The sequence below is a fragment of the Leptospira alstonii serovar Sichuan str. 79601 genome (assembly GCF_000347175.1).
GTDB lineage: Bacteria > Spirochaetota > Leptospiria > Leptospirales > Leptospiraceae > Leptospira > Leptospira alstonii.
Map to the genome: position 1 here is coordinate 93843 of NZ_ANIK01000071.1, position 24010 is coordinate 117852.

19 protein-coding genes and 1 pseudogene are annotated in these 24010 nt (G+C 42.9%); 13 read left to right on the forward strand and 7 right to left on the reverse strand.

Features of this window, described 5'->3' with window-relative positions:
• Position 1 precedes the first annotated feature (1 nt).
• The 3 genes from LEP1GSC194_RS14755 to LEP1GSC194_RS14765 all read left to right on the forward strand — a co-directional run bounded on the left by LEP1GSC194_RS14755 (position 2) and on the right by LEP1GSC194_RS14765 (position 1837).
• Positions 2-535: a type II toxin-antitoxin system antitoxin SocA domain-containing protein gene (locus LEP1GSC194_RS14755; RefSeq protein WP_020774270.1), complete on the forward strand. Its 534-nt coding sequence runs from the start codon at positions 2-4 to the stop codon at positions 533-535.
• 28 nt (positions 536-563) lie between these two features.
• A complete protein-coding gene (gene panD, locus LEP1GSC194_RS14760; RefSeq protein WP_020774347.1) occupies positions 564-899 on the forward strand; it encodes an aspartate 1-decarboxylase in 336 nt (111 codons plus the stop codon).
• Between the two features lie 89 nt (positions 900-988).
• Complete coding sequence (locus LEP1GSC194_RS14765) at positions 989-1837, forward strand: hypothetical protein (protein WP_020774276.1); 849 nt, start codon at positions 989-991, stop codon at positions 1835-1837.
• A 270-nt stretch (positions 1838-2107) separates the two neighbouring features.
• Here LEP1GSC194_RS14765 and LEP1GSC194_RS14770 read toward each other — a convergent pair whose 3' ends face one another.
• Together LEP1GSC194_RS14770 and LEP1GSC194_RS14775 are read right to left on the reverse strand one after the other, a co-directional pair.
• Positions 2108-2380 (reverse strand): hypothetical protein, encoded by a 273-nt coding sequence (locus LEP1GSC194_RS14770; protein WP_173644565.1) that lies wholly within the window; start codon positions 2378-2380, stop codon positions 2108-2110.
• Positions 2364-2685, reverse strand: a pseudogene (locus tag LEP1GSC194_RS14775) (LIC12077 family protein). The gene LEP1GSC194_RS14770 and the pseudogene LEP1GSC194_RS14775 overlap by 17 nt, the downstream one beginning before the upstream one ends.
• On the opposite strand from LEP1GSC194_RS14775, the gene LEP1GSC194_RS14780 reads away from it, so the two are divergent.
• Positions 2656-4236 carry an HDOD domain-containing protein gene (locus LEP1GSC194_RS14780; protein WP_021064795.1) on the forward strand — a complete coding sequence of 527 codons (1581 nt, stop codon included), beginning with the start codon at positions 2656-2658 and terminating at the stop codon, positions 4234-4236. The pseudogene LEP1GSC194_RS14775 and the gene LEP1GSC194_RS14780 sit on opposite strands and share 30 nt — an antisense overlap.
• An 8-nt stretch (positions 4237-4244) precedes the next feature.
• Positions 4245-5036 carry an ABC transporter ATP-binding protein gene (locus tag LEP1GSC194_RS14785; protein ID WP_020774389.1) on the forward strand — a complete coding sequence of 264 codons (792 nt, stop codon included), beginning with the start codon at positions 4245-4247 and terminating at the stop codon, positions 5034-5036.
• A 221-nt stretch (positions 5037-5257) separates the two neighbouring features.
• Here the strand turns inward: LEP1GSC194_RS14785 and topA are convergent, their stop codons facing one another.
• The gene (gene topA, locus LEP1GSC194_RS14790; RefSeq protein WP_020774334.1) at positions 5258-7096 is read right to left on the reverse strand and encodes a type I DNA topoisomerase; all 1839 of its coding nucleotides are present in this window, start codon (positions 7094-7096) and stop codon (positions 5258-5260) included.
• A gap of 194 nt (positions 7097-7290) precedes the next feature.
• Positions 7291-8220 carry a cysteine synthase A gene (cysK, locus tag LEP1GSC194_RS14800; protein WP_020774302.1) on the reverse strand — a complete coding sequence of 310 codons (930 nt, stop codon included), beginning with the start codon at positions 8218-8220 and terminating at the stop codon, positions 7291-7293.
• Between the two features lie 906 nt (positions 8221-9126).
• Between cysK and LEP1GSC194_RS14805 the strand changes: the two genes are divergently transcribed.
• A complete protein-coding gene (locus LEP1GSC194_RS14805; protein WP_020774282.1) occupies positions 9127-12861 on the forward strand; it encodes a beta strand repeat-containing protein in 3735 nt (1244 codons plus the stop codon).
• Positions 12862-13675: 814 nt separating this feature from the next.
• Here the strand turns inward: LEP1GSC194_RS14805 and LEP1GSC194_RS14810 are convergent.
• Together LEP1GSC194_RS14810 and LEP1GSC194_RS14815 are read right to left on the reverse strand one after the other, a co-directional pair.
• Positions 13676-14749, reverse strand: coding sequence for a hypothetical protein (locus tag LEP1GSC194_RS14810; protein WP_020774304.1), 1074 nt, complete (start codon positions 14747-14749; stop codon positions 13676-13678).
• Positions 14750-14964: 215 nt separating this feature from the next.
• Complete coding sequence (locus tag LEP1GSC194_RS14815; RefSeq protein WP_017808048.1) at positions 14965-15507, reverse strand: gamma carbonic anhydrase family protein; 543 nt, start codon at positions 15505-15507, stop codon at positions 14965-14967.
• A 109-nt stretch (positions 15508-15616) separates the two neighbouring features.
• On the opposite strand from LEP1GSC194_RS14815, the gene lepB reads away from it, so the two are divergent.
• The 6 genes from lepB (at position 15617) to LEP1GSC194_RS22725 (ending at position 21492) form a co-directional block, all read left to right on the forward strand.
• Positions 15617-16183 carry a signal peptidase I gene (gene lepB, locus LEP1GSC194_RS14820; protein ID WP_020774386.1) on the forward strand — a complete coding sequence of 189 codons (567 nt, stop codon included), beginning with the start codon at positions 15617-15619 and terminating at the stop codon, positions 16181-16183.
• Positions 16184-16494: 311 nt separating this feature from the next.
• Positions 16495-17946, forward strand: coding sequence for a sensor histidine kinase (locus LEP1GSC194_RS14825; RefSeq protein WP_036043184.1), 1452 nt, complete (start codon positions 16495-16497; stop codon positions 17944-17946).
• Positions 17943-18374 (forward strand): response regulator, encoded by a 432-nt coding sequence (locus LEP1GSC194_RS14830; protein ID WP_020774374.1) that lies wholly within the window; start codon positions 17943-17945, stop codon positions 18372-18374. The genes LEP1GSC194_RS14825 and LEP1GSC194_RS14830 overlap by 4 nt, the downstream gene beginning before the upstream one ends.
• Before the next feature lie 599 nt (positions 18375-18973).
• Complete coding sequence (gene gap / locus LEP1GSC194_RS14835; RefSeq protein ID WP_020774378.1) at positions 18974-19981, forward strand: type I glyceraldehyde-3-phosphate dehydrogenase; 1008 nt, start codon at positions 18974-18976, stop codon at positions 19979-19981.
• Positions 19982-19984: 3 nt separating this feature from the next.
• On the forward strand, positions 19985-21175 hold the full coding sequence (locus LEP1GSC194_RS14840; RefSeq protein ID WP_020774321.1) for a phosphoglycerate kinase: 1191 nt from the start codon (positions 19985-19987) through the stop codon (positions 21173-21175).
• A gap of 89 nt (positions 21176-21264) precedes the next feature.
• Entirely contained in the window at positions 21265-21492 is a 228-nt protein-coding gene (locus tag LEP1GSC194_RS22725) for a hypothetical protein (protein WP_081605107.1), read from the forward strand.
• A gap of 454 nt (positions 21493-21946) precedes the next feature.
• Here the strand turns inward: LEP1GSC194_RS22725 and LEP1GSC194_RS14850 are convergent, their stop codons facing one another.
• On the reverse strand, positions 21947-22792 hold the full coding sequence (locus tag LEP1GSC194_RS14850; RefSeq protein WP_020774339.1) for a hypothetical protein: 846 nt from the start codon (positions 22790-22792) through the stop codon (positions 21947-21949).
• A 413-nt stretch (positions 22793-23205) separates the two neighbouring features.
• Between LEP1GSC194_RS14850 and tpiA the strand changes: the two genes are divergently transcribed.
• Positions 23206-23958 carry a triose-phosphate isomerase gene (gene tpiA, locus LEP1GSC194_RS14855; RefSeq protein ID WP_036043157.1) on the forward strand — a complete coding sequence of 251 codons (753 nt, stop codon included), beginning with the start codon at positions 23206-23208 and terminating at the stop codon, positions 23956-23958.
• Positions 23959-24010: the final 52 nt, after the last annotated feature.

The window sequence follows — 24010 nt, forward strand, 5'->3', positions numbered from 1 at the left end:
TATGGAAAAACTCTTAGAAGTCATCTCTTTTATCCTTCAAAAGTCTCCGAACGGGAGAGACCGCTTGTCCCTTTCCAAACTGATCTATTACGCGGACGGGGTTTACTTCCAAAAGAACGCAAAACTCATCACAAATCAAACTTACATCCATTCGGAGGATTCTCCGTGTGCCCTGGATTTTCAATCCGCCTTACTTCATTTGAGAAAAAACGGTCTAATTGATATCCAACCTAAACTGACGGAAAAGGGAATCTCCGGATTTCAAATCGTCTGGAAGGGAGAATCGGGAGAAGAAGCCGTCGACCTGAACCGACAAGAAAAAAGAATCATCCGGAAGATCTTGGAAAACTTCAAAAATGCGGTCTATGATGAAAGTCGCGTATATCCCAATCTCTACGAAAATTACATCATTTCCCCTCTTTTTGCGGAAATTCCGTTCAGTATGGATACCTTAAATACCAAAATTCATTTTTTTAAGAGGAAAACGCTTTTAAATATCTCCGGTAAAATTTTTAAGGTACTATTTAGCGAGTAAGCGGGGCCCTAAGATGCAAATAACCGTAATGAAAGGTAAAATCCACCGAGCTACGGTAACGGACGCGGATCTAAACTACGAAGGCAGTCTGACCGTGGATATGGATCTCGTGGACGCAGCCGGAATGCGCGTTTACGAAAAGGTTTCGGTGGTGAACGTAAACAACGGGGCTCGATTTGAAACCTATATCATAGAAGGAAAACGCGGTTCCGGAGATATCTGTCTGAACGGAGCGGCCGCAAGACTCGGGATGAAAGGCGACAAAGTCATCATCATCACTTACGCCCAAGTGGAGGAAAAAGAACTTCCTTCCGGCTACACTCCAAAAGTAGTTCACGTTGACGAAAATAACCGAAAACGTTAATTTTTACCAAAAAACGATTTTCCCAACCTAAGTTCCGGCTTCCAAAGGCCGATATAAATTAGTAAGAATTCCATCGGACCAGAATAACTATGAAATCTTTTTTAAGAATCTCTGTTTGCCTGCTACTTCTTTTCGTTGGCCAAACGACCTTTAGCCAGAACGCAGAAAAACCCGATCCGAACAAAAAGGACGGAGGAACAGAATACTATCCCTTATCCTACTACGACGAACGGCTCGCGGTTAAGAACATCTCCTTTTTTCGCAGACATTCGGACAACGGCAAAGGGGAATTTCTGGATGTAATGGTGGAGATGGAAAACCGAACTTTCGATCCCGCGAAGTTTTCCATTTACGTTTTAGCCATAAACGAAAGCAGTGCGGTCAATCCCGAAAAAAGGGATCTCGTTCCTTTTCCTAAGTGGAGAGGATACGACGTGGAAAACAGCACGTTTGTGATTAATTTTCAAAACTTAATGCCTCAAAAGTTGGAATCTAAATCCGTTTGGGGAGAGGAAAGATACAACAAGGCTAAAAAGGATTACGACGATCGGATCGCTCGCGGAGAAGCCGTAAAAATGTCGATTCCGGCTCTGACCGAAATCATTACCTACCTAACCAATCGCGCGGAGAACGCTCTTGAATTTACGATTTACGGGGAACAAGGTCCGAAAAAAGATCAAGTGCTCATCAGTAACTTCGTGGATCAAACCGAAGAGGAAAAAAAGAAACAAGCCCACGAATCCCTGAGCAAACATACTTATACGATCTACAGCGCGAAGTATAAAACGACTCTAATGTCTCACCACTATACGGAGTACAGACCCGGTTATGTAACGTATAATAAAGTCGTAATTTTGATCTTCAATCCTTTGAAAGAAAAGAATAAATTGGTTTATAGAAGATTTATCGACGTTGCCGGAATCAAACTTCTCAATTAAGAATTTTTTATAGGGCGGAGAATCTTCCGCCCGTCCTACCCGACTTCAGCCCTTTCCTTTTTCATGATCCAAAACTTCTTTCCAGCAGACGTTAAGAGCCACTGAATTAGAAATCGGAGCTTACACGTTTTCATAAGTGAGGTTTCTAGGATTCGATTTTAGTGCTTTCGAAACGGAGATTGCGGAAAGATTAGAACTTGATTCGATGGATTTCCTTCCATCGAACTCAAGTGAAACGTAAAAGACTATGAGAAATAAAAACGCGCTTTTTTAAGGAGATTTACGAGGCCGTCTTTGATAACGTTCGATACTCTCGGGAACATAACGTGTCGACCAATCGACCTCGTTCATATTCTTTTCAATCCAGCCGGTACCGTGATCCCAGCGCCCATCCGAAAGAAAATCGAAGAAATAGGAAGAATTCATATACCGATACGAATCCATGATATCAAGAATGTCCCGTTTTACCGGAAAACCCTGGATGTTTTCGCTTTCTGAAAAGAAGCTATTGTCCATTGGTTCAATCCTAAGAATTACTTCCAGGACTGTCCATCTTTTTATTATGTTCGCATATGGATCCGAGAATCCCATAACGTCAACTGAACCTCCTCTTTTAAGCCGTCGACTTGGGTTTTGTTCGTTTCTTCTTTTTCGTTTTTTTTAGGATGAAAGACTTCCTGGCGCCGTTTTTTTACTTTCCGAGCCTCATCCAAAATTCCTTCCAATTTTTCCTCTAAAAAATAACGAATTTGTCGATCGATTTCGTTTTGTGCTTCTCTGTTCAAAACCATCTTACCCTCCAACATCCGATCGGATACTTGGAAAAGAATACTCAGGACCCCGGACAAAGATTTTCGGAAAGACTGGATTTATTTGCGAAACGTGGAAAAAATTGTTCCGAAAACGGACAAAGTAAAATGCTAAACATATCGGAACTCACAGAAACTCTTCTCGGCGGAAAAGACATAGATATCGAATACAAATTCGTTTCGGAGGAAGATCATCAGCAACTCTATAATTTATTGCTCAATATTCTCGGAAAGATAGACAGACTGTTTCTAACGGAAGTCATTTCAACGGTCCTAAAAGAAATTCTGATGAACGCGAACAAAGCGAACGCAAAGCGGATTTTCTTTCTCAAAAAGAATTTAGACATTCATAATGCGGATCATTATACGAAAGGGATGAGAACCTTTCAAGAGGAGATAACGCATCATTGGGACGAGCAAAAGGAGATTTTGCTGAACAGCAGCTTTCAAATTCATTTTCGCGCAAAAATGGTGAATAACAGTCTCGCGATTTTGGTGGAAAACGACTCCTCCCTTCTCCCACAGGAATTGGATCGAATCAAAAAGAGGATCGAGTCCGCCAAAAAATACAACGATCTTTCCGACGCGTTCATGGACATATCCGATTCTCAGGAAAGCGCGGGGCTCGGTTTGGTACTCATCCAACTCCTTTTGAAAAACTCAGGGATAGGTTCCGATAAATTCAAAATCGATACGGACGGAAAATTGACGAGAGCCACCCTTGTTGTACCTCAACAAATCGTTCCGATCGAAATTACCACAAAACTCAAAGAAAAAATTCTGGCAGAAATCGAAGGACTTCCCCCTCTTCCGAACACTCTCACTAAAATCATTTCTTTATGCAACAATCCGGATTCCGATCTCGGAATCATTGCAAACGAAATCGAAAAAAATCCGGCGCTCAGTGTGGACTTGCTAAAACTCTCCAACTCGGCGGGTTTTGCGAGTAGAAACAAGGTCAACACGATCGTACAAGCGGTTAAGGTAGTCGGTCTGAAAAACGTCCGGAACCTTCTTTACGTTTCCGGAGTGAGAAAGATCATGGACGGACGTTATGCGAAATTGCAAGAGGTTTGGAATCACTCGAATATGTGCAGTTTTTTTATCCGCCAAATCGCGGGTAGAGGAGGAATGACGAGAGTCGCCGATATCGCGGCCGCCGGGGCGCTACTTCACGACCTCGGAAAATTCATTCTACTTTCGCTCAATCAGAGGTTGTTCATAAAACTCACGAACTACCAAAAAGACCGGGACTTCGGAAGTTCCACGATTTTGGAGGAAATTTCGATCGGAATTTCCCATCCTACGTTAGGCGCTCTTTTGGCGAAAAAATGGGATTTCCCTCCCGATCTCGTTCAGATGATCGAATTTCACCACAGGCCTTTTATGAGTGTGGATAGCGTATATCACGATTTGGTGGAACTCGTTTATCTCGCCAATATGATGATGGATTGTATCGATAAAAAAGCGTCCTTTTTCACGATAGACGAAACCGTACTTCGCAAGTACGATCTCTCGGATAAAAAGGTTTTCGGGGAAACCTGCGAGAAACTCAGAAAGTTGTATGACATCGCGAGAATCGAGAATTAAAATACCGTTTGAAAATCGATTCTTTATTATCCATCCAGGAAATCGGCTACAGACCAAACGGAAAAACGATTTTGGACTCGGTGAGTTTTGAAATCAAAGAGAACGAACACTGTGTTCTCTTAGGAAGAAACGGAGCCGGAAAAAGTACTCTTGTAAACCTGATCTACGGAATGATCTGGGCCACCTCGGGGAAAATCCGTTTGTTTCAAGAAACCTACGGAGAAACTCCAATTCAAGACCTGAGAAAACGAATCGGAATCCTCGACTCTTCCCAACTGGAAAATTCCCTTCAAAAAAAACTGACCGTGACGGATGTCGTATTAACGGGATTTTTTCATACGATCGGTTATTACCGAGACCCGTCCCCCGAAGAAAAATCCAAAACGCTCCGAATCTTAAAAGAGGCGGATTTGTTTTCCAAAAAAGATCAGTATTATACGACCCTTTCTTCCGGAGAAAAAAAGAAAATTCTATTCTTGCGAAGTCTTGTAAATGAACCGGACTTTCTCATTTTGGACGAACCCTGCTCCTCTTTGGATTTAACCGCGAGAGAAGACTTTTTAGGATTTCTAAAAGAGTACCATTCGAAAAAAAAATTCACCTCCCTCTACATCACGCATAAACCGGAAGAAATTCCGGAATTCTATTCCAAAGCGATTTTATTGAAGGAAGGAAAGGTGATCCGTTTCGGTCCGATCGAAGAATGTTTTACCGAAAAAAATCTGGAAAACCTCTACGAAATTCCGCTTCAAGTTCAAAAAATCAGCGGAACCTGGTCCGTGATTCCGAAACGAAAATAAAAACCGACTTTTGGGTTCGTCTCATCGAAAATAATTCCAATTCTTCGGAAACACTTTTACGAAATTTAATTTTTAGGTATATATAAATTGTAGAATATTCATTTTATTGAAATCGATTTTAAAAACTCTTTCTTCAAAAGAGTCGAAACATAAACTCGAAACACATTGGAGTTGTCTCAAAATCGATAACGCCTTATTGCAGAGTTTAGTAGCAAAATCTTCTATGCTAAAGACTGAGGAAGTTCGTAACTCACGTATTCACAATCCGGAAAACGACTGCATTGATAAAATTCTTTCTTTCGAGAAGTTTTCTTCTTTTGAAGAGAACCTTCCTTACAAAGAGGACAGATTCCCCAACCGGTTTCCTTTTTCTTTTGTAGAACCGTAGCCCATTCTTTACGAAACGCGGATTTGCTGCTCTGAATTTGAGTTTGTAGATCGGACCAAAGTCGGTTTAATATGGAAAGAGAATCGATTTCGTTTTTTTCGATCCTGTCCAAATCGGATTCGAGTTCCGCAGTAAACTTCTCCCGAAAGAGATCCCCGAAACCGGATTGAAGAAAAAAATTGACCTTTTCTCCCAAAGGAAGCGAATAAAAAAACTTCTTTTCCTGTTCTACGTATTTCCTTTTAACGAGAGTTTCCGAAACCGTCGCGTAAGTGGAAGGCCGACCGATTCCTTCCTTCTCCAATTTTGCGACGAGGGTTCCTTCAGAATAGCGAGAAGGAGGTTCGGTTTGTTTTTTATCACATTCCATTTTTTGAATGGATAAAAGTTCTCCTTTTTCCCAAATTGGGATCGGCTTTACATCCGTTTCGTTTAATATTTTAAAGCCTGAAAAAAGAGTTTTTTTGGTTTCAAGACAAAAAATCTCCCCCGCCGCTAAAATTGAATATTCGGTTTTTAGAAATTCTTCCGGCGGCATGAGCGACGAAATCGTTCGTTTCCAGATCAGTTCGTAGAGAGCCGCGTCTTCCTTTCCTAAAAACTTTTTCGCCTTTTCGGGGATTAAAAAAGGATTCGTGACTCGAATCGCTTCGTGAGCGTCCTGAATTTTCTTTCCGGACTTTCCAACCTTACGTTCCGATCGGTTCGTAAATTTCTCGCCGAACTCGGAAACGATCCAAGAGTTTGCGCGCTCTACAAAATCCGGACTTAGACGAACGGAATCCGTTCTCATGTATGTGATCAATCCTTCCCTTTTACCGTTTCCGGGATCCATTCCTTCGTAGAGTTTCTGAGCGATACTCATCGTTTTTTTAGAAGGAAATTGAAACCTTCGAAAGGCCTCCTGCTGTAAGCTGGCGGTTTGAAACGGAGGTGGAGACGAATTTTTTCCCAGGGATTCTTTTTTTCCGGAAATGCGGAGGTCCTTTTCGTTTTGTAGATTTTGTAAAATCAGATTCGCTTTTTCCTCCGAAAAGATCCGATCCCCCGTTCGTTGAAAAACGCCTTCGATTCCCTTTTTATCCCGCACATACAATAGTATATTATAATATACTTCCGATTTAAAATTTCGAATTTCCTCTTCCCTATCGCAGATCCATTTTAATGCGACGGACTGGACTCTTCCCGCGGACAAACCCGGACCGATTTCTTTCCAGAGAACGGGACTTATAAAATATCCGATCAACCTATCTCCGATCCTTCTCGTTTTTTGGGCGTTGACCAAGGATTCGTTGATCGTATCCGGATTTTGTAAAGAAGTAAGAATCGAACTTTGTGTGATTTCAGTAAAACGAATCCGATAGACATTCGATTTTTTTTTCAAACGATCTCGGATATAGGCGCTGATGAATTCTCCTTCTCGATCCGGATCGGTCGCAAGAAAAATCTTTTGAGATTCTTTTGCCGCCTTTACGATTTCGGAAAGAACCTTTTTTTTTCCGGGTAGAATTACGTATTCCGGTTCGAAATGATTTTTCAGATCCAATCCGAGGGTCGTCTTGGGAAGATCGGCGATGTGTCCGAGAGTTGCGAGAATTCTAAATTCTTTTCCTAAATAGCCGCCGATGGTTTTTGCTTTGGATGGAGATTCAACGATGATTAGCGAGGACACCGATCCTTACGGTTTAGTTTGGTCCCAAGTTTTCAATCAAATATCGTTTTTAAAGGTCCGGTTTTTTCGTTTTGTTGCCGGATACGGTTCAAGGGATTCATCGGCGAATAGTTCAGTGGATAGGAATCAGGGGACAAAAAAACCCGGATTTAATTCCGGGTTTTTAGAGGAAAAAATTTAGATTTAAAAACTTTTTATGCGTTTGCCGGAACCGGAAAGAGCCCTTCGATCGAAAGATATCTTTCTCCCGTATCATAAGAGAAAGTTAATATTTTCGAACCTTCGGGAATCTCCGGCAATTTTTTTGCAACTGCCGCAAGCGCCGCGCCGGAGGAAACTCCGATAAAAAGGCCTTCTTCTTTTGCGGCTCTTTGTGCGTATTCGAACGCTTCATCTTTACTGATTTGAATGGTTCCGTCCAAAAGTTCCGTGTGGAGGTTTTTAGGAATGAACCCGGCTCCGATTCCTTGAATCGGGTGTGGTCCCGGTTTTCCGCCCGAGATTACCGGAGAAGCTTCCGGCTCGACCGCGAACACTTTCAGTTTAGGAAATTTTTTTTTCAGAACCTGAGCGACGCCCGTGATATGTCCGCCGGTTCCTACTCCCGTAATTACGTAGTCGAGTCCGTCCGGAAAATCCTTTGCAATTTCTTGAGCGGTCGTTTCAACGTGAACTTTTATGTTTGCTTCGTTTTCGAACTGCTGCGGCATCCAAGCTTTCGGATTTTCCGCAACGATTTGTTTTGCCTTTTCGATCGCACCCGGCATTCCTTTTTCTCTCGGAGTCAGTTCGAATTCCGCTCCGTAAGCCGCCATGATTCTTCTTCTTTCAACACTCATGGATTCTGGCATAACTAAAAGTAATTTGTAACCCTTAACGGCGGCAACAAGCGCCAATCCGATTCCGGTATTTCCGGAAGTTGGTTCTACGATGATACTGTCTTTGGTGAGTTTTCCGGTTTTTTCCGCGTCTTCAATCATGGAAAGGGCAATACGATCCTTGATGGATCCGCCTGGATTCGATCTTTCTAACTTTGCATAAACCTCGCTCTTTGTGTTAAACAAGCGATTGATTTTTACATGAGGTGTGTTTCCGATCGTTTCTAAAATATTTTGAGCTTTCATTTCTGTTTTCCTGCCTCTTATAAGGGTTCTTTGAGTTTAGATGTTGTTATATTAGACATTTATTTCAATATAACAAATGGATTCAAGAAAAAAAATCCTTTTCAGTGGATTCTTTTTACAAAATCGAGGGCGATCCCTTCCATTCCAAGAAAATTCATAACGTGATCCGCAAGTTTTAAGATCGGAATTTAAAATCCATTTTGGGCTGAAAAAAACTTCACCTCTTCCGCTCGTTTTTCTTATGGAAAAAAATTCTCAAAGAATTCGTTTCATCCTTCTTTATGAAAAGAGTGATTGAGCGACAGAATAAACCTTTGGTATATTATATTCAATTTTAATTATATACTCTCGTCGTAAAACTTCGAGATGACAACCGCGTCGTGAATGAAACCTTTTATTTGGCTTTAGCGCCAATGTATAAATGGGATTCTTGGGGTTTGGGCAAAAGGAGCTCCGATAACTTTACTGATTCTTTCAAAATTTTCGTTTCTTTGAGAATTTTATAAAGGTTCTGGACAGACTCTGAATTGCTTGTTTTGACGGTTTAAAAAAACTTCCGGAAACCATTGCATTCATTTTTTATAAAATACTACTTCGACTCTGCATTTATTTCCTATAGTATGGAATTCTTTGAAATATACATTTCTTATAAAACAAGGTGAGCGACGATACACTCGTATACAAAATACAATTTTAGAATATAAATTTCTTATAAAACAAGGTGAGTGACGACACACTTACAGACAAAATATAATTTTAGAATATACATTTCTTATAAAACAAGGTAAGTGACGATACACTATAAACTAAAAATAATTTTTAAAAAAAAGTATGCAATCATAATCTACGCATGCTATTCGTTTATCAATAATCCAATGTTCATTAAGTCAGAGTGAAGGTACAACTATGAAACGATTTACAAAAACCATCTTAATTCTATTTTTACTCGCGGTCTCTAATTGTGTAAACGGTAACAACAGTAAAAGTCCTCTCTTAGCTTTTATCGGCGGTAGAAGCGCAGACGTCTCTTTCGGGGCTTCTCAGATCACACCGGGCGCCGACGTGACGGGAGTTCCTGCCAATACTTCCATTCAAGTAGGGTTTAATCGGGAATTGGATTCTTCTACGATATCCGCTACTTCGTTTCGTGTAACTCAAGGTACAACTCCGATTGCCGGAACGTTTCAAACAACTGCAAAAGGAGCCGTATTTAAACCTTCTTCCGCACTGGCCTTCAACACCGTTTATACGGTAACTCTCACTAAAGATCTCAAAGCAAACGACGGCTCTGCGTTTGAAGCTGATTTCACTTGGAATTTTACAACGGCTTCCATCCTAGACGCGGTCGCGCCTACGGTTTCCCTGGTCACACCTGCAAATACTCTTGCGGGAGCAGGAATCAATACCAGCGTGAACGCAGTCTTTAGTGAAGTTATGAACTGTGCGACTCTAACAAACGTTACGTTCACTCTCGAACAAACAGCTCCTGTTGTAGCGGTAGCAGGGAACGTAAACTGCGCTGGAACGGCAGTCACTCTCACTCCGCCAGCCAACCTGACCCCGCTCACAAACTATACCGCAAAGATCACGACTGGAGCAAAGGATCTTGCGGGCAACGCGCTTGGGACAAACTACGCTTGGAGCTTTACGACCGGCGCCGCAGCGGATGCGACTCCTCCAACCGTTTCTTTTGTGACTCCTGCAGATGGAGCCGGAGGAATAGGAGTCAACACTTCTGTTGCGGTCGCTTTCAGCGAAACGATGAACTGTTCGACTCTGACCGCTGGAACCTTTACAGTAAATAAAACAGCATTCCCATTTACATCTATAAATGGGAGCATCAATTGTACTGGCGCGACTGCTACGTTTACTCCAAACACTCTTCTTACTCCTCTTCTACCAGGAACAAACTACACGGTTACGGTTACTACGGGAGCAAAGGATCTCGCGGGCCTTGCGATTGGAGCAAACTACGACTGGGACTTTACAACCGGAGCCATAGTGGATTCCACTCCGCCTGCCGTTTCTTTTATCAGCCCTTCTATCGGCGAAGCTGCAGTTGGAATCAATGCCAAGATCACCGTGGCATTCAACGAGACAGTGGACTGCGCGACTCTGACGACCGGCGCCGGCGGAATCGGAACCTTTACTCTTGTAAAAACGGGACCACCGCCTACTGCTCCGATTCCCGGAGGATCCGTTATTAATTGTACCGGCACAACTGCTGCCTTGAGTCCTTCGGCTACTCTAGCCCCAATGGCAAATTATACCGCAACCATAAAGGCGGGAGTCAAAGATATCGCTGGAAATCCAACAACTACTGACTATGCATGGAATTTTACTACAGGAGCTGCAATCGACGCCACTCCACCAACGATCTCTTTTAGAAGCCCTGCAATTGGCGCTGCAGGCGTTGGAACCAATTCGAGCGTAGTCGTAGCATTCAGTGAAACAATAGATTGTTCTACAATTACAACGGGCACATTTACACTCGGCGGAATCACAGGAACTGTAAGTTGTACGGGAAGTACCGCTACGTTTACTCCAACGGCTCCTACTGCTACTCTTGCACCTACAACAACCTACACTGCTACCATCTCTGGCGCTGTAACAGACTCTGTAGGAAATGCAATCGCTGCTGCCACCTCCTGGACCTTTACAACCGGAGCCGGACTGGACACGACTCCTCCAGCTGTTTCTTTTGCCAGCCCTGCAAACGGCGCAACAGGCGTTGGAACCAACACTACTGCGATTACTGTAGCTTTCAGTGAAACGATGGACTGTGCAACTTTAACAGCGCCTGGAACATTTACTTTGGACAACGGTATGGGTGGAGCTGTAACTTCTTGTTCAGGAGCAATCGCTACATTTACTCCAGCCACAACCCTTACTGCGGGAACAACCTATACAGCAACGATCTCCACAGCTGCAAAAGATGCTGCAGGAAATGCGATTGCCGCTTCTACCACAAGCTTTACGACGGGACCAGCGCCGGATGCAACACCACCTACAGTAGCCATCCAGAACTTGAGAACAAATAGTATCGTTGAGTCCGGATTTGTAATCGGCACGGCTGCCGATCCAGGTGGATCGGTAGCCAAGGTTGAAGTGTGGTTGGATGGAGCCTACTATGCCGATGCAACCGGAACGACCAATTGGAAACTCCAATTGCCCACGGGCCTCAATACTTGGAAGCCAGGATCGCAACATACGATCAGTGCAAAAGCAATCGACTCTGCGAACTTGAGTGCAACGACAGGTATTCCTATCACTGTAAAAAAAGGAACCAACAAGGATATCAACGGGGATGGATATGTAGATTTAGCAATGGGTGGTGGTGTAGGAGTTGCTATTTTTTACTCCGCTGGAACAGCAGGTATTACCACTACGAATTTAGGTGCGGCAAATCATTTCATCATCAGTTCCGTTGCTGGTGGTGGCTTACCCTCTAGCGGAGGAATCGGAAAATTCCTTGGAGGTGGATCCCAGACAACCCAGACAATCACGATGGGGGATATCAACGGGGATGGTTACTCAGATTTAGCAGTGGGTGGGCTGAACGCCGTCTATATTTTCCACTCTGCAGGAAATCAGGGTATGACAATTTCCCTATCAGCCTTGGCTTCTCGGATCATTGGCGACGCAGCTGGGACTAGTTTTGGTAACTCACTCGCCACCGGAGATATCAACGGAGACGGATATGCAGATTTAGTCGTGGGGGCGCCAACTGCAAATGCTGGAGCTGCTAACCAAGGAAAAGTGTATATTTTCCATTCCGATAATACTGGGGCTGGAATTAACGCCACAACCACAGCAGCAGCCTCAACTACGATCAATGGAGAGGCTTTAAACAACCTATTCGGCGCTTCAGTTGCAACCGGAAACATCAACGGGGATGGCGCCGTTGACATATATGATGATGTCGTAATTGCCGCTCCATTTTACAACACCGGAAAAGGTCGAGTTTATATATACCACGGTGCAAACGGTGGCGTGAACCCAGTTGCAGCGAATGCTACGCGTACGCACGCTACTGCGAATGAGTATTTTGGATATTCCATCGCAACCGGTTACCTGAATAGTGACAATTTCGCAGATATTGTCGTTGGGGCAGCAGGAGCCAACGGAAACAAGGGTAAAATATTCACCTTTAACTCGGCTGGAGCGGGCGGAATCGCTACCGGAACTAGCGCAGGAATTGCTACAGTAGACGGGCTCACCGCGAGTGATGGGCTGGGAAGCTATTTGGCTCTGAGAGATTTGGACAGTGACGGAAGGTCGGATGTGATAGCGGTTGCAATGCAAACAGGTGGTGCCAACACAGACCAAGGATTACTTTATGTTTTTATGAATCCTGCCGGGACACCCTTTACGGGCGCTGTTGCGGCGAACGCCTGTACGATCTGTATGACTGGAGGCGCGCAGGATCGGTTTGGGATGGGCCTGAGTACGGGGGATTTCAACGGAGATGGCTATGCAGATCTATTGGTCGGTTCTCCAGCCACAACGACGAATCAAGGTCGCCTCTTTATCTTTCATTCTTCGGCGGCAGGTCTTATCGCGAACACTCCTGGTACTGCTTCAAGAATCATTGACAGTATTAACACTGGGTTAAATAGTTTTGGATCTGTTTTCTACTGAGAAAAGGAAGTCAGAGGTCGATTCGGGGAACGTTTTTCCTGATTGCGTTTCACTCGTTCGCTAAAGATATGAGTGAGATTTCAATTCTTATGGATTTGCGAGCTTATAGAGTCTAATCCGGTTTTGATCAAACCGGATTGGAAGAGAAACCGCTATGGCGTATAATGCTGCCCAGAAACGGGAATTGAACAAAGAAAACCTCTTCTTCCAAAAAGAGAGGTTTTAGTTCGATTTGTAAGAGTTCCTACGTTCTAGTGGGTAGGTTTGAGTGAATAGGAGTCAGGAAGTTTTTTTGTAAAACGAAGTGGGAGATCCTACTTTTCTTTGTCTTAAAAAAGTACTTCTTTGAAACGGTGAGTTCCTACTTTTACAAAAAAACACCTACCCAATATTTCCTAATCACTGACATCTAAAATGGGAGTTCCCACATATTTGTGAGTAAAATAAGCGATGGCTAAAAGCCGGCCTGGAATCTAAATCACGAAAAAAGGACAATTCATTGTTCCAACGGAACATAGGTTGAAAAATTAGTTTCAACTTCTTTCTATTTTGAACTTGTCCGACGACTTGATTTTCATTTCGAATACGAATGTAGAAAACGCCAGGATCTTATTGTTCCGACAAAATGTTTCGCCGAAAAAATGCTTGATACCGGACTTCAAGTTCATTCCCACTAAAATTACGGCAAAGAATTGTATTATCTCAAAAAACTTTTTGTGGCAACCATTCAAGTAAAGTAATGAACTTTTTCAGGAACGTCTCTCTACTTTTGAGAAAAGCACTCCATCTCAAAGCAGACTTTTATGAAGAATTCTCAGATTTCTTGTAAAACAATACTCTGCAAAAAAGATTCCGCTTCCGGTCCGAACGCAATTCCCAGTCCGCAAAAAACCGCGTAGATCGTCGAAATATGAACGTTGGAATCTCCGGGGGTCGCCGCATAACCTCGAATCTCTTTTTCCAAAACTTCCAGAGAGCCGAGAGGAATCACAGCATGAGAAAAAATTCTTCCATAAAGACCGCGATCTCTTCCCGAAGAAAAAATAGAGTTGGTGGAAATCAATTCGGTCGTGGACAAATACGGATCGTTTTGCAATCGCCTTAGTATGATTTCTTTCGGAATCGTTTTTTTCAACCGAAAACGAAATCGAACCAGGTGCATATAAGGCGAATTGATCGTAACCGAGGAAGAAGTCAGAGGCAGTTTAATCCGAATCTGAGAATAGAGTTCGTTTAACAATCGGCTGTGATGGGTTCCCCACTCCGCCTCGGGTTTGACAAGCAGCGGCCCGGTTACGTGCGGATCGTCCTTTGCCATGTCCGCGTCCCTTCGGATCACTAAAAAGTCCGCCTCTTCCAAGATCGATTCCAATTCTTTCGGAGAATCCTCGATCAATAATCGAAGCGACCCCGCCAAAGTATGCGTATTGCAGGTGGAAACGTGCAAGAACCTCGGAAGTTCTTTTTTTTCCAAAAACGTTCTCGCATCCGGATACAAAAACTGAGGTCCGAATTTGTGTTCGCTTCCCTGAGCGATAAGCATACGAATTTTAGAATATTCTGAAGTACTGTATTCTTCGATTCTCGAATCGGCAACTCCCGAGGGGGAACAATCACAAAGAACCTCCGAACGATCCAACGCTTCTTTTTTTGCGATAAACTCGGGGAAGAATTCTGCGACTCCGTTGTCTCCCGTATCGACTACGATTCCCCCCTTTTCCACAAGGGAAAGGATCGCCGGAATTTCGGATTTTTTAAGCTTATACGGCTCGATGTAAACCTGAAATTTTCCGAGTTTTTCTTGGAGTAAAAGCAACAAAGACGCAAGAGGCCAACCGATGACCCCGATTCCTCGAACGTATACGCCGGGAAGGGTTTTCTGATTCATTCGCAAATCCTTTTTGTACGAGAGAGTCTTGTCGGAGGTACGACAAAAATTTCAGTCGGAATTTGCGATTGCAAATAGAATGTTTTTCTGATATAGGTGGATTTGCCGTTTTCTTCCCACCACCTCACCCCCCACCCAAGAACAGGGCGGGGCGCACATTTTTTACGGAAGATCGTCGGAACTACTACATCATCTTGAATCACGATTTTCAAATCCTAAACTCGTGTATAAAACGGGTCTTGCAGATAATTTTCCTTGTATTTGATGTAATTTCCGGTCGTTCGAGTGATGATTTCTCTTTCCTTATCGGTAATATCTCGAACGATTTTACCGGGCGATCCCATAACAAGAACTCCGGGAGGAATTTTTTTTCCGGGTGTGACCAAGGCCCCCGCTCCTATAAAAGCGAATTCCCCGACTTCCACGTCGTCCATCAAAGTCGCACACATTCCTACGAATGCGTTGTCTTTGAGTTTACATCCGTGAATCGTCGCCCTATGTCCGATCGATACGTTATTTCCGATCTCAACCGGATACATATCCCTTGCGACATGGATGATCGTAAGATCTTGAATGTTCACATTTTCCCCGATCCGTATGTAGTTGACGTCCCCTCGGACCAAAGTCTGAAACCAAACGGAAGAATTTTTTCCGATCACAACGTCTCCGACTACTTGAGAACCCGGAGCCAAAAAAACGGACTCATGAATTTGAGGTTTTTTTCCCATATACTCCAGGATTTGATAATTTGATTTCATGAATTCTTCTCTCTTTCTTCTTTCAGATCTTTTTCCTTAGAGACTTCAAAACAAGTCTAAAAAAAAGATTTTCTTTTGACCCAATTTCGATCGGAAAAAGAATGCACGCATGGGTAGAAGCTCTTCCAACCAAGAAAAAGAAAAAAGGGAAAAAATAAAATCTCTCCTCAAACAAGTCGGAGTGGGACTTTTGATCGGTTTGACTACGGCGACCCTGATTCGATTTTTTCTTTTTTTCCCTTTCACGTTGGAAACGAAAGAGATGCTTCCCACCTACTCTCTCGGCAAAAGAATTTACTTTTCGCGTTTCGTAAATCGATCCAATCTTTATCTTGGCGATTTGGTTTTGGTAAAACATCCGACTCAAGAAGGTAAGGTCGTTTTTTCAAGAATCTCCGGTAAACCGGGCGACACGGTTCAAATGAAAAATAAGATTCTCTATCGCAATCACAATCACAATCCGGAAGATTTTTCAGGAGTCGGAAACGGATTCGTTCTTCAGTTCGAAGATAAACGAGGACCGTTTCCCTCAAGTTTTTCCGGTCGGGACAATAGCGAACCCTTGATCCTCAAGGACAGGGATTACTTTCTTCTCTGCGACAATCGGGATTCTTGTTCGGATTCCAGGGACTTCGGTCCGGTTCCTATCGAAAATATTTTGGGAAAGGCCTTCTAAAATACCTCTAAAAACCCGAATTTTCTGAAAATCTATATTATAGAATGCTTTTAGAAGAGGGTTTTACTCTTATCCAAATAACGAAACGAAAGTTTTTAGAGGTTCCCTAAATTTTCTTTCGAATTTCGGATTTTTTCCTTTTCGATTTCCAATCTCGTCTTTTCTATGTCCAATTGCTTCAATATTGTAAATTCGAATATTCTAATTTACGATTTGACACGAATTTATCATTGTGATACTTTTATCCAATTCTATTTGTTTTTTAACGTTCTTGCTAGGGTCCATTGAATAAACAAAAAAATCATATAATGATGAAACATTCGGAACTTACATTCCAGTTGATGGTCGAATCGGTTCCAAATGCGATTTTATTGCTGAATCGGGACGGAAAAATCGTTTATATCAATAATCAGGCCGAAAAGTTATTCGGGTACGAACGAACCGAATTGATCGGACAGGTCGTGGAAGAATTGCTTCCGTTTCGATACCGCCAAAGTCATCCCGCGTTTAGAGATTCTTTTTTTCTTTCTCCGAAAGTTCGGCCTATGGGCGCAGGCAGGGAACTTTTCGGTCTCAAAAAAGACAATTCCGAGTTTCCGATCGAGATCGGATTGAATCCCCTCGTTACCGCGGACGGAACCCTTGTCTTAGCTTCCATCATCGACATCACGGAAAGAAAAAAGGCGGAACAAAGATTTCGTCTCGTCGTCGAATCCGCGCCGAACGCAATGGTTCTCGTAAACGAAGAAGGTACAATTTCCCTCGTAAACGCACAAACCGAAAAACTTTTCGGCTACGAAAGAGAAGAGTTGATCGGAGTGAAACTGGAAGTCCTATTACCGGAACGTTTTCGAGAGGCACACCCCGATCGAAGAGATCAATTCTTTCAATCTCCTTCCGTTCGATCTATGGGTGCGGGCCGAGACTTATTCGCGCGCAGAAAGAACGGAACCGAAATTCAAGTCGAAATCGGTTTGAATCCGATCGATACGGACGAAGGTATGATGGTTCTCGCTTCCATCATAGACATTACCGAAAGAAAAAATCAAGAAACCACGTTAATCCGAAAAAACGAATTGGAAGTCAAGAATAAGGAATTGGAACAGTTCGCGTTTCTCGCCTCTCACGATCTACAGGAACCTCTGAGAACCGTTTCCAACTACATTCAAATTTTGGAAGAGGATTACGGAAGCACATTCGACGTAAACGCGAATCATCACCTGAAAACGATCGATCAAGCCACCAAACGAATGAGCGTTCTCGTAAAAGCGCTTCTGATGTATGCAAGAATCGGAAGGGATCAAAAATTAGCTCTTACGGATTTAAACCGAATTCTTTCGGAAGTTCTTTCCGATCTCGAAAATCTGATTATCAATTCCAATGCTAAAATCTTTTCCGATCCGCTTCCGAGTCTGAACGTTTACGAGGTGGAATTCAGACAACTTCTTCAGAATTTGATTTCCAATGCGATCAAGTTTTCTAAAAAAGGAATCGATCCTGAAGTTAGAATTCGCTGCGAAAAAGTGGATGATTACTGCCATTTTTCAGTACAAGACAATGGGATCGGAATCGATCTCAAATATCTAGATAGAATTTTCTTTATCTTTCAAAGACTTCATCTCAAAGAGGAATACGAAGGTCATGGAATCGGATTGGCTCACTGTAAAAAAATCATCGAATTGCACAATGGTCGTATTTGGGTCGAATCCGACCCGGAAGTTGGAAGTACGTTTCACTTTATCATTCCTAATTTAGACTTATGAAATATCGAAAATTGAAATGTATCCTTCTCATTGACGATAACAGGGATGATAATTTTTTTCATGAAAGAGTGATCCATAAGGGCGGGTATGCCGAAACCGTAATCGCAAAACAATCCGGTCGGGAAGCCCTGGACTTTTTAAAAAATAAATCGAAAAACGAACTCCCCTATCCCGATCTCATTTTCCTAGATATCAATATGCCCGGAATGAACGGTTGGGAATTTTTGGATGAATATAAAAATTTGGACCCTGAATTCCAAACTAGCACGATCATTGTCATGCTGACTACTTCGGACAACCCGGACGATAAAAATAAATTCAGTCAATTCGGTTCCACATCGGATTTTAAAACAAAACCTCTTACGAATGCGATGATGGATGAAATTTTAGTAAGATACTTTGCCGAATCCGGTTCCACAAGCGCATAGTCTTCCTAAATCGATATAAAATCGATCCTGGGTTTTGTGAAAATTTTTAAAACCCAAAGCTTACGTTTCTCAATCAAATCAGAAAGAAAAAGCTTGGGACACAGCGGCTTATCGAACTGCTAAAAACCAACAAACAACTTCCGCGGAAAAAACGACCCGCATTTTTGAAAGTTTCATTGTGAAATCGAAAGTTGTGGGAGTTCCCACATCCGGATTTAGGAACAAATTTTAAAATGTAGTAGTTCCTACAATTTTCTCCTCATCATCTTCAAATCTGCGGTTTGAGAAAATTTTATTTTTAACGCACCTTTCCCAAGTAAGAATTTCCGACGCTATTATACGGGCTAACCCCAAATCGAATTTTTAATAAAAATCCCGGGTTCATTCCCAAATTCTCCCCAAAAAACGGATTTTCAAGAGAGTTGTCCGTGAAAATACTGTATTCAATTCTTAAAGGATTCTCCTTTCAATCCGGGTATAACCCGCCATAGAAAAGGATCTACTGATAAGAACCTCGTCCTATAGGGCGAAATCTTGCGGCTTAGTATCGATTCGAGTTTTAAGACGAGCTGCAAATCTAAATTAACGAAGGGAAAAAAATGACCAGAATAGCCATCAACGGATTTGGAAGAATCGGAAGACTCGTTTTCCGCGCGGGAATCAAAGACCCCAATTTGGAATTTGTCGCAATCAATGATTTAGTTACTCCCGACAATCTGGCCTACTTACTCAAATACGATTCTACCCACGGAAGATTTCAAGGAACCGTTGAACATACCGAAAAAGAACTCATCGTGGACGGAAAAAAAATTCTCTGCGTTTCGGAAAGGGATCCCGAAAAACTCCCTTGGAAAGATCTGAAAGTGGACTACGTGATCGAATCCACGGGACTTTTTACCGACCGAGTCGGCGCCGAAAAACATATCAAAGCAGGCGCCAAAAAAGTGGTCATCTCAGCCCCCGCAAAAGACAAAGACATCCCTACTTTTGTTATGGGAGTCAACAACGAAAAATACAACGCGGCGTCCGATCACATTGTGTCTAACGCGTCCTGCACCACAAACTGTCTCGCTCCGATCGTAAAAGTCGTTCTGGATAACTTTGGAATCGAAGAAGGTCTGATGACGACAATTCATGCGACAACCGCTACACAACCGACCGTAGACGGACCTTCTAAAAAGGACTTCCGAGGTGGTAGAGGAGCTATGCAGAATATCATTCCCGCGTCGACCGGAGCCGCCAAAGCGGTGGGACTTTGTATTCCCGAAGTTAACGGAAAACTCACCGGTATGTCCTTTCGAATTCCGACTCCGGACGTTTCCGTAGTAGACTTAACGGTAAGAACGACAAAAGAAACTTCCCTCAAAGAAATTTCCGCGAAGATGAAAGCGGCTTCCGAAGGTGCGATGAAAGGAATTCTCGGTTATACCGAAGACATGGTCGTATCCAACGACTTCATTGGTTCCACTCTTTCTTCCATCTTCGATATGGACGCTTGTATCGAACTCAATTCCAGATTTTTCAAATTGGTTTCCTGGTACGATAACGAGATGGGATACTCCAACCGAGTTCTCGACCTGATCCGCTTTATGGCGAAGAAAGGTTAATTCATGGAATTACCCAGACTTGAAAACGTCGACCTCTCGGGAAAACGCGTTTTCCTGAGAGTGGACTTTAACGTTCCCATCGAAAACGGAAAAGTAACCGACAAAACCAGAATCGAAAAAACACTTCCTACGATCGAACTGCTTCTGAAAAAAGGGGCGCGGATCGTCATAGCAAGTCACCTCGGAAGACCGAAAGGACAAGTTAATCCCGAATTCTCACTTGCGCCCGTTGTGGAAGTATTCAAAGGATTTGTAAAGGCAAACGTTCGCTTCTCTAAAACCGTGATCGGAGACGAGGCGGTCAAACTCTCCAAGGAACTGAAAAACGGGGAAATCTTAGTCGTCGAAAACGTACGTTTTCATAAGGAAGAAGAGGAGAACGATCCGGGTTTTTCCAAAAAACTCGCAGCCCTTGCAGACGTCTATGTGAACGACGCTTTTGGAGCGGCCCACAGAGCGCACGCCTCCACGGAAGGAATCGCTCACCTTCTTCCATCATATGCAGGACTTCTAATGCATAAGGAAATCATGGAACTTTCGGCGCTTCTTTCCAAACCCGCGCGTCCTTTCGTTGCGATCATAGGCGGTTCCAAGGTTTCCTCCAAGATCAAGGTTCTTACCAATCTCTTCGATAAGGTAAATCACCTTCTCATCGGTGGGGGAATGGCTTACACATTCTTAAAATCCAGAGCGGTTCCCGTAGGAAATTCTCTCGTGGAAAAAGAATTCGAAGTACAAGCGTTTCAGTTGATCGAAAAAGCCGGAGTTGCTGGAGTCGATCTTCAACTTCCAGTGGATCATATCATCGCGGATCAGTTCAGCGAAAAAGCTAAAACGAAGTCAGTGGACAAGATGGGAATCTTAGACGGTTGGATGGGAATGGACATCGGTTCCAAAACCGTTTCCAATTACGAAAAGATCATCAAGAACGCGGGAACGATTTTTTGGAACGGTCCGATGGGAGTTTTTGAAATGGATAAATTCGCGGGCGGCACGATGGCTCTTGCCAAGGCGATCGCGAAGTCCAAAGCCAAAACCGTCGTAGGCGGCGGGGATTCCATCGCTGCGATCAACAAGGCCGGAGTCGCGGACAAGATCACTCATATCTCTACCGGCGGCGGCGCGTCTTTAGAATTTATGGAAGGTAGAAAACTCCCCGGCGTGGAAGCGCTCAAGAGAAAAGATTCCGAGTAAACTCGGATTCAACGTTTCTTGCACCTTATGAACCGGGCATTCGCTCGGTTTTTTGCTTTAAGAACAATGTAACCGCGATAAAAGTTTCCATGAACGAAAAACGACCCAAATTCGAGATGCGACCGCCGTGGATCGAGTATCCCGAGAGCTACCCAAGTTGGAGCGGATGGAGACAAGGCGAGAGCGAAAGTTGGTTACGTAATGTCTGGTTGCCTTTTTGGGAAGGATTAGGGTCGGAGGAACGAAGTCGATATCTCGAAGATTGGGCGCCTCCGGATGGCGATTGGAATCTTTATTTGACTCATTACTGGAAGTGAGGTTCTTCTCCACCAATTCCGCGCCTTGAATTGGGCTGGAGAGTATTTGAGAAATCACATATAATCGCGATACTTTATAAGCTTCGCGAACGTTACCTCTTTTACTGTAAATCTGTACAAGAGCCTTTCTCATAAAGAATTCCTCCAACAATTTACCTCTTAAATATCATAATAGAGTTGTTGAAAAATTAATTCTCCATTTGTTTCCGTTGCATTGAAATGGACGATTGAAGCAGTTTTGTTAATCGCGACTATTGAATTTTTCAACAACTCTAATATAAAATTATGCATGAATTTAAGAACAAGAACGCGGCTCAAAAACTCAAATCCAGGCTTGGAATTCAAAATCAAATCAACCGCATAGAACTTTCAAAATTCAAAATATTCTAAAATCAATATATTATTCAGTCCTATAACTTTTTGTTCCCCGCCGCCTTCTCATTTACCGAATCGTCTATCGATACAAAGGCCCATCCACATCGTAAGTACATCTTAAAATATCCGGAAATTCCGCTCCGAACTGAAAACGGTTTACTCTTTTACCGGACCGGCCAGAGAAATGCTCCGGATTCAATTCTTTTATTTGATAATCGTTTTTCCCTAAATCAAAACAAGTTAGGTTACGCCTCCCCCAAAAAAAGAACTTCCGATTTTCCGGCACGCTCATCTCAAAAGTAAGATGAAAATTTTTAGAGATCCATTCCTTGGCCGGCCAAAGATCGTATTCGATCACCCCCCAAAAATCGGAATCTCCGAAAGATAAATATCCAAAACCGGTTTCATTCTGCCCAGGACGCATAACGTATCTGATTTCGATTTCTTGAATTCCTTTTTCCAAATTCAATTGAAACTCGGCAACATGAGGTGTGTCATAGACCTTATGCTCCGGATATTTCTTTTGTTCTTTCATAGAATCGGCGAGTTCTTTCAGATAAGGAGAAAGTTCTTTTATGGATTTTTCCGCTTTGGATACGGTCGAAATTCCATTTCGATTGTGAAGAACTTCCAAAGTAGCGGATGCGGGAAGAACAAAGGAAAAAAGATAACTTCCTTTTTGTTCCGAATGAATCCGATATACCGCCTTGATCGAACATAGGTTCTCGCAGTGTATGAATAATTTTTCCTCTTCTAAACGGACTTCTTTCGATTTGGAAAAGAGCACGCTTCCCGGTGCCGCGTTAACCGCTCTCGGAGCCCTACTGTTTGAATAAGTGGAAAAAATCGGGATCAGAAAACACGATAAAAGAATTCCTTTGATCCATTTGAAATGGGAAATTAAATTCGAATCGAGTCGTTCCATGTTCATTCTGAATTTTTTGATCTACAAAACTGTCTTTAAAAATCGAAACCTTCTGAAGAATCAAATTTTTGAAATCAAAGAAAATAACGATATAAAAACAAAACTCCTACCAAATTCTCAAACACCCAAAAACGAAACATTCTGTGTCTCGGAAAAAATTTTAAATTCATAGGAGTTCCCACATTCTGAGGACAAAGGACGAGGCAGCTTTGAAACAAAAATCATCGTAGGAGTTCCCACATTCTGAGAAAATCAGGTTTATCGATCGTCTTTAGATCAAAGTAAAACTTCAATTTTCTGCAAAATCTTTCCGTCTTCCACCGCCTATCCTCTGAATGCGAAAAAATCCTTGTAGCCATTTCCCTTTCCCCCAAACTCTTCCCATCTTTCATGAAATCATCAACGAGGAACGCATGCGTAAGACAGTGATCGCCGGAAATTGGAAAATGAATCTCTCCGAAAAGGAAGCGGTTTCCCTGGCACAATCGATCAAAGAAAAAATCCCGTCCATCTCCAAAAACAAGATCTCGATGGTCTTTCCTTCCACCCTCCATTTAACGAAAGTTGCAAGTATTCTCGAAGGAAGCGGGGTCATCGTCGGAGCGCAAAACTGTTATCACTCCGGATTTGCCGCTTTTACGGGAGAAACCTCTCCCGATCAACTGAGAGAAGTCGGCGTAAAAGTGGTGATGATCGGTCACTCCGAAAGAAGACAATTTTTAGGAGAATCCAGTTTTTTCTGTAACGAAAAGATCCGTTTTCTTTTAAAAAACGGTTTCACGGCTCTTTACTGCGTAGGGGAAACTCTTTTGGAAAGAGAATCCGGAAAAACATTCGAGATCATTTCTTCTCAAATCAAAGAGGGTCTCAAAGAAATCGAAAGCAGCTCATTCTCCAATTTAATCCTGGCTTACGAACCCGTTTGGGCGATCGGAACCGGAAAAGTTGCCACTCCCGCCGAGGCCCAGGAAGTGCACGCTTTCATTCGTAAAGAAGTTGCGGAACTTTTTGTGGGAGCGTCTTCCGTGGCCGAATCTCTTTCGATCCTTTACGGAGGTTCGGTAAAACCCGACAATATTCAAGATCTCCTAAAACAAAAAGACATAGACGGCGGTCTCGTAGGCGGAGCCAGCCAGAAAATCGATTCGTATGCGGGACTTTTTTAAAACGACTCGGACCAATCAGTAGGCCCTTAAGATGAGTATTTTAATTGTCAAC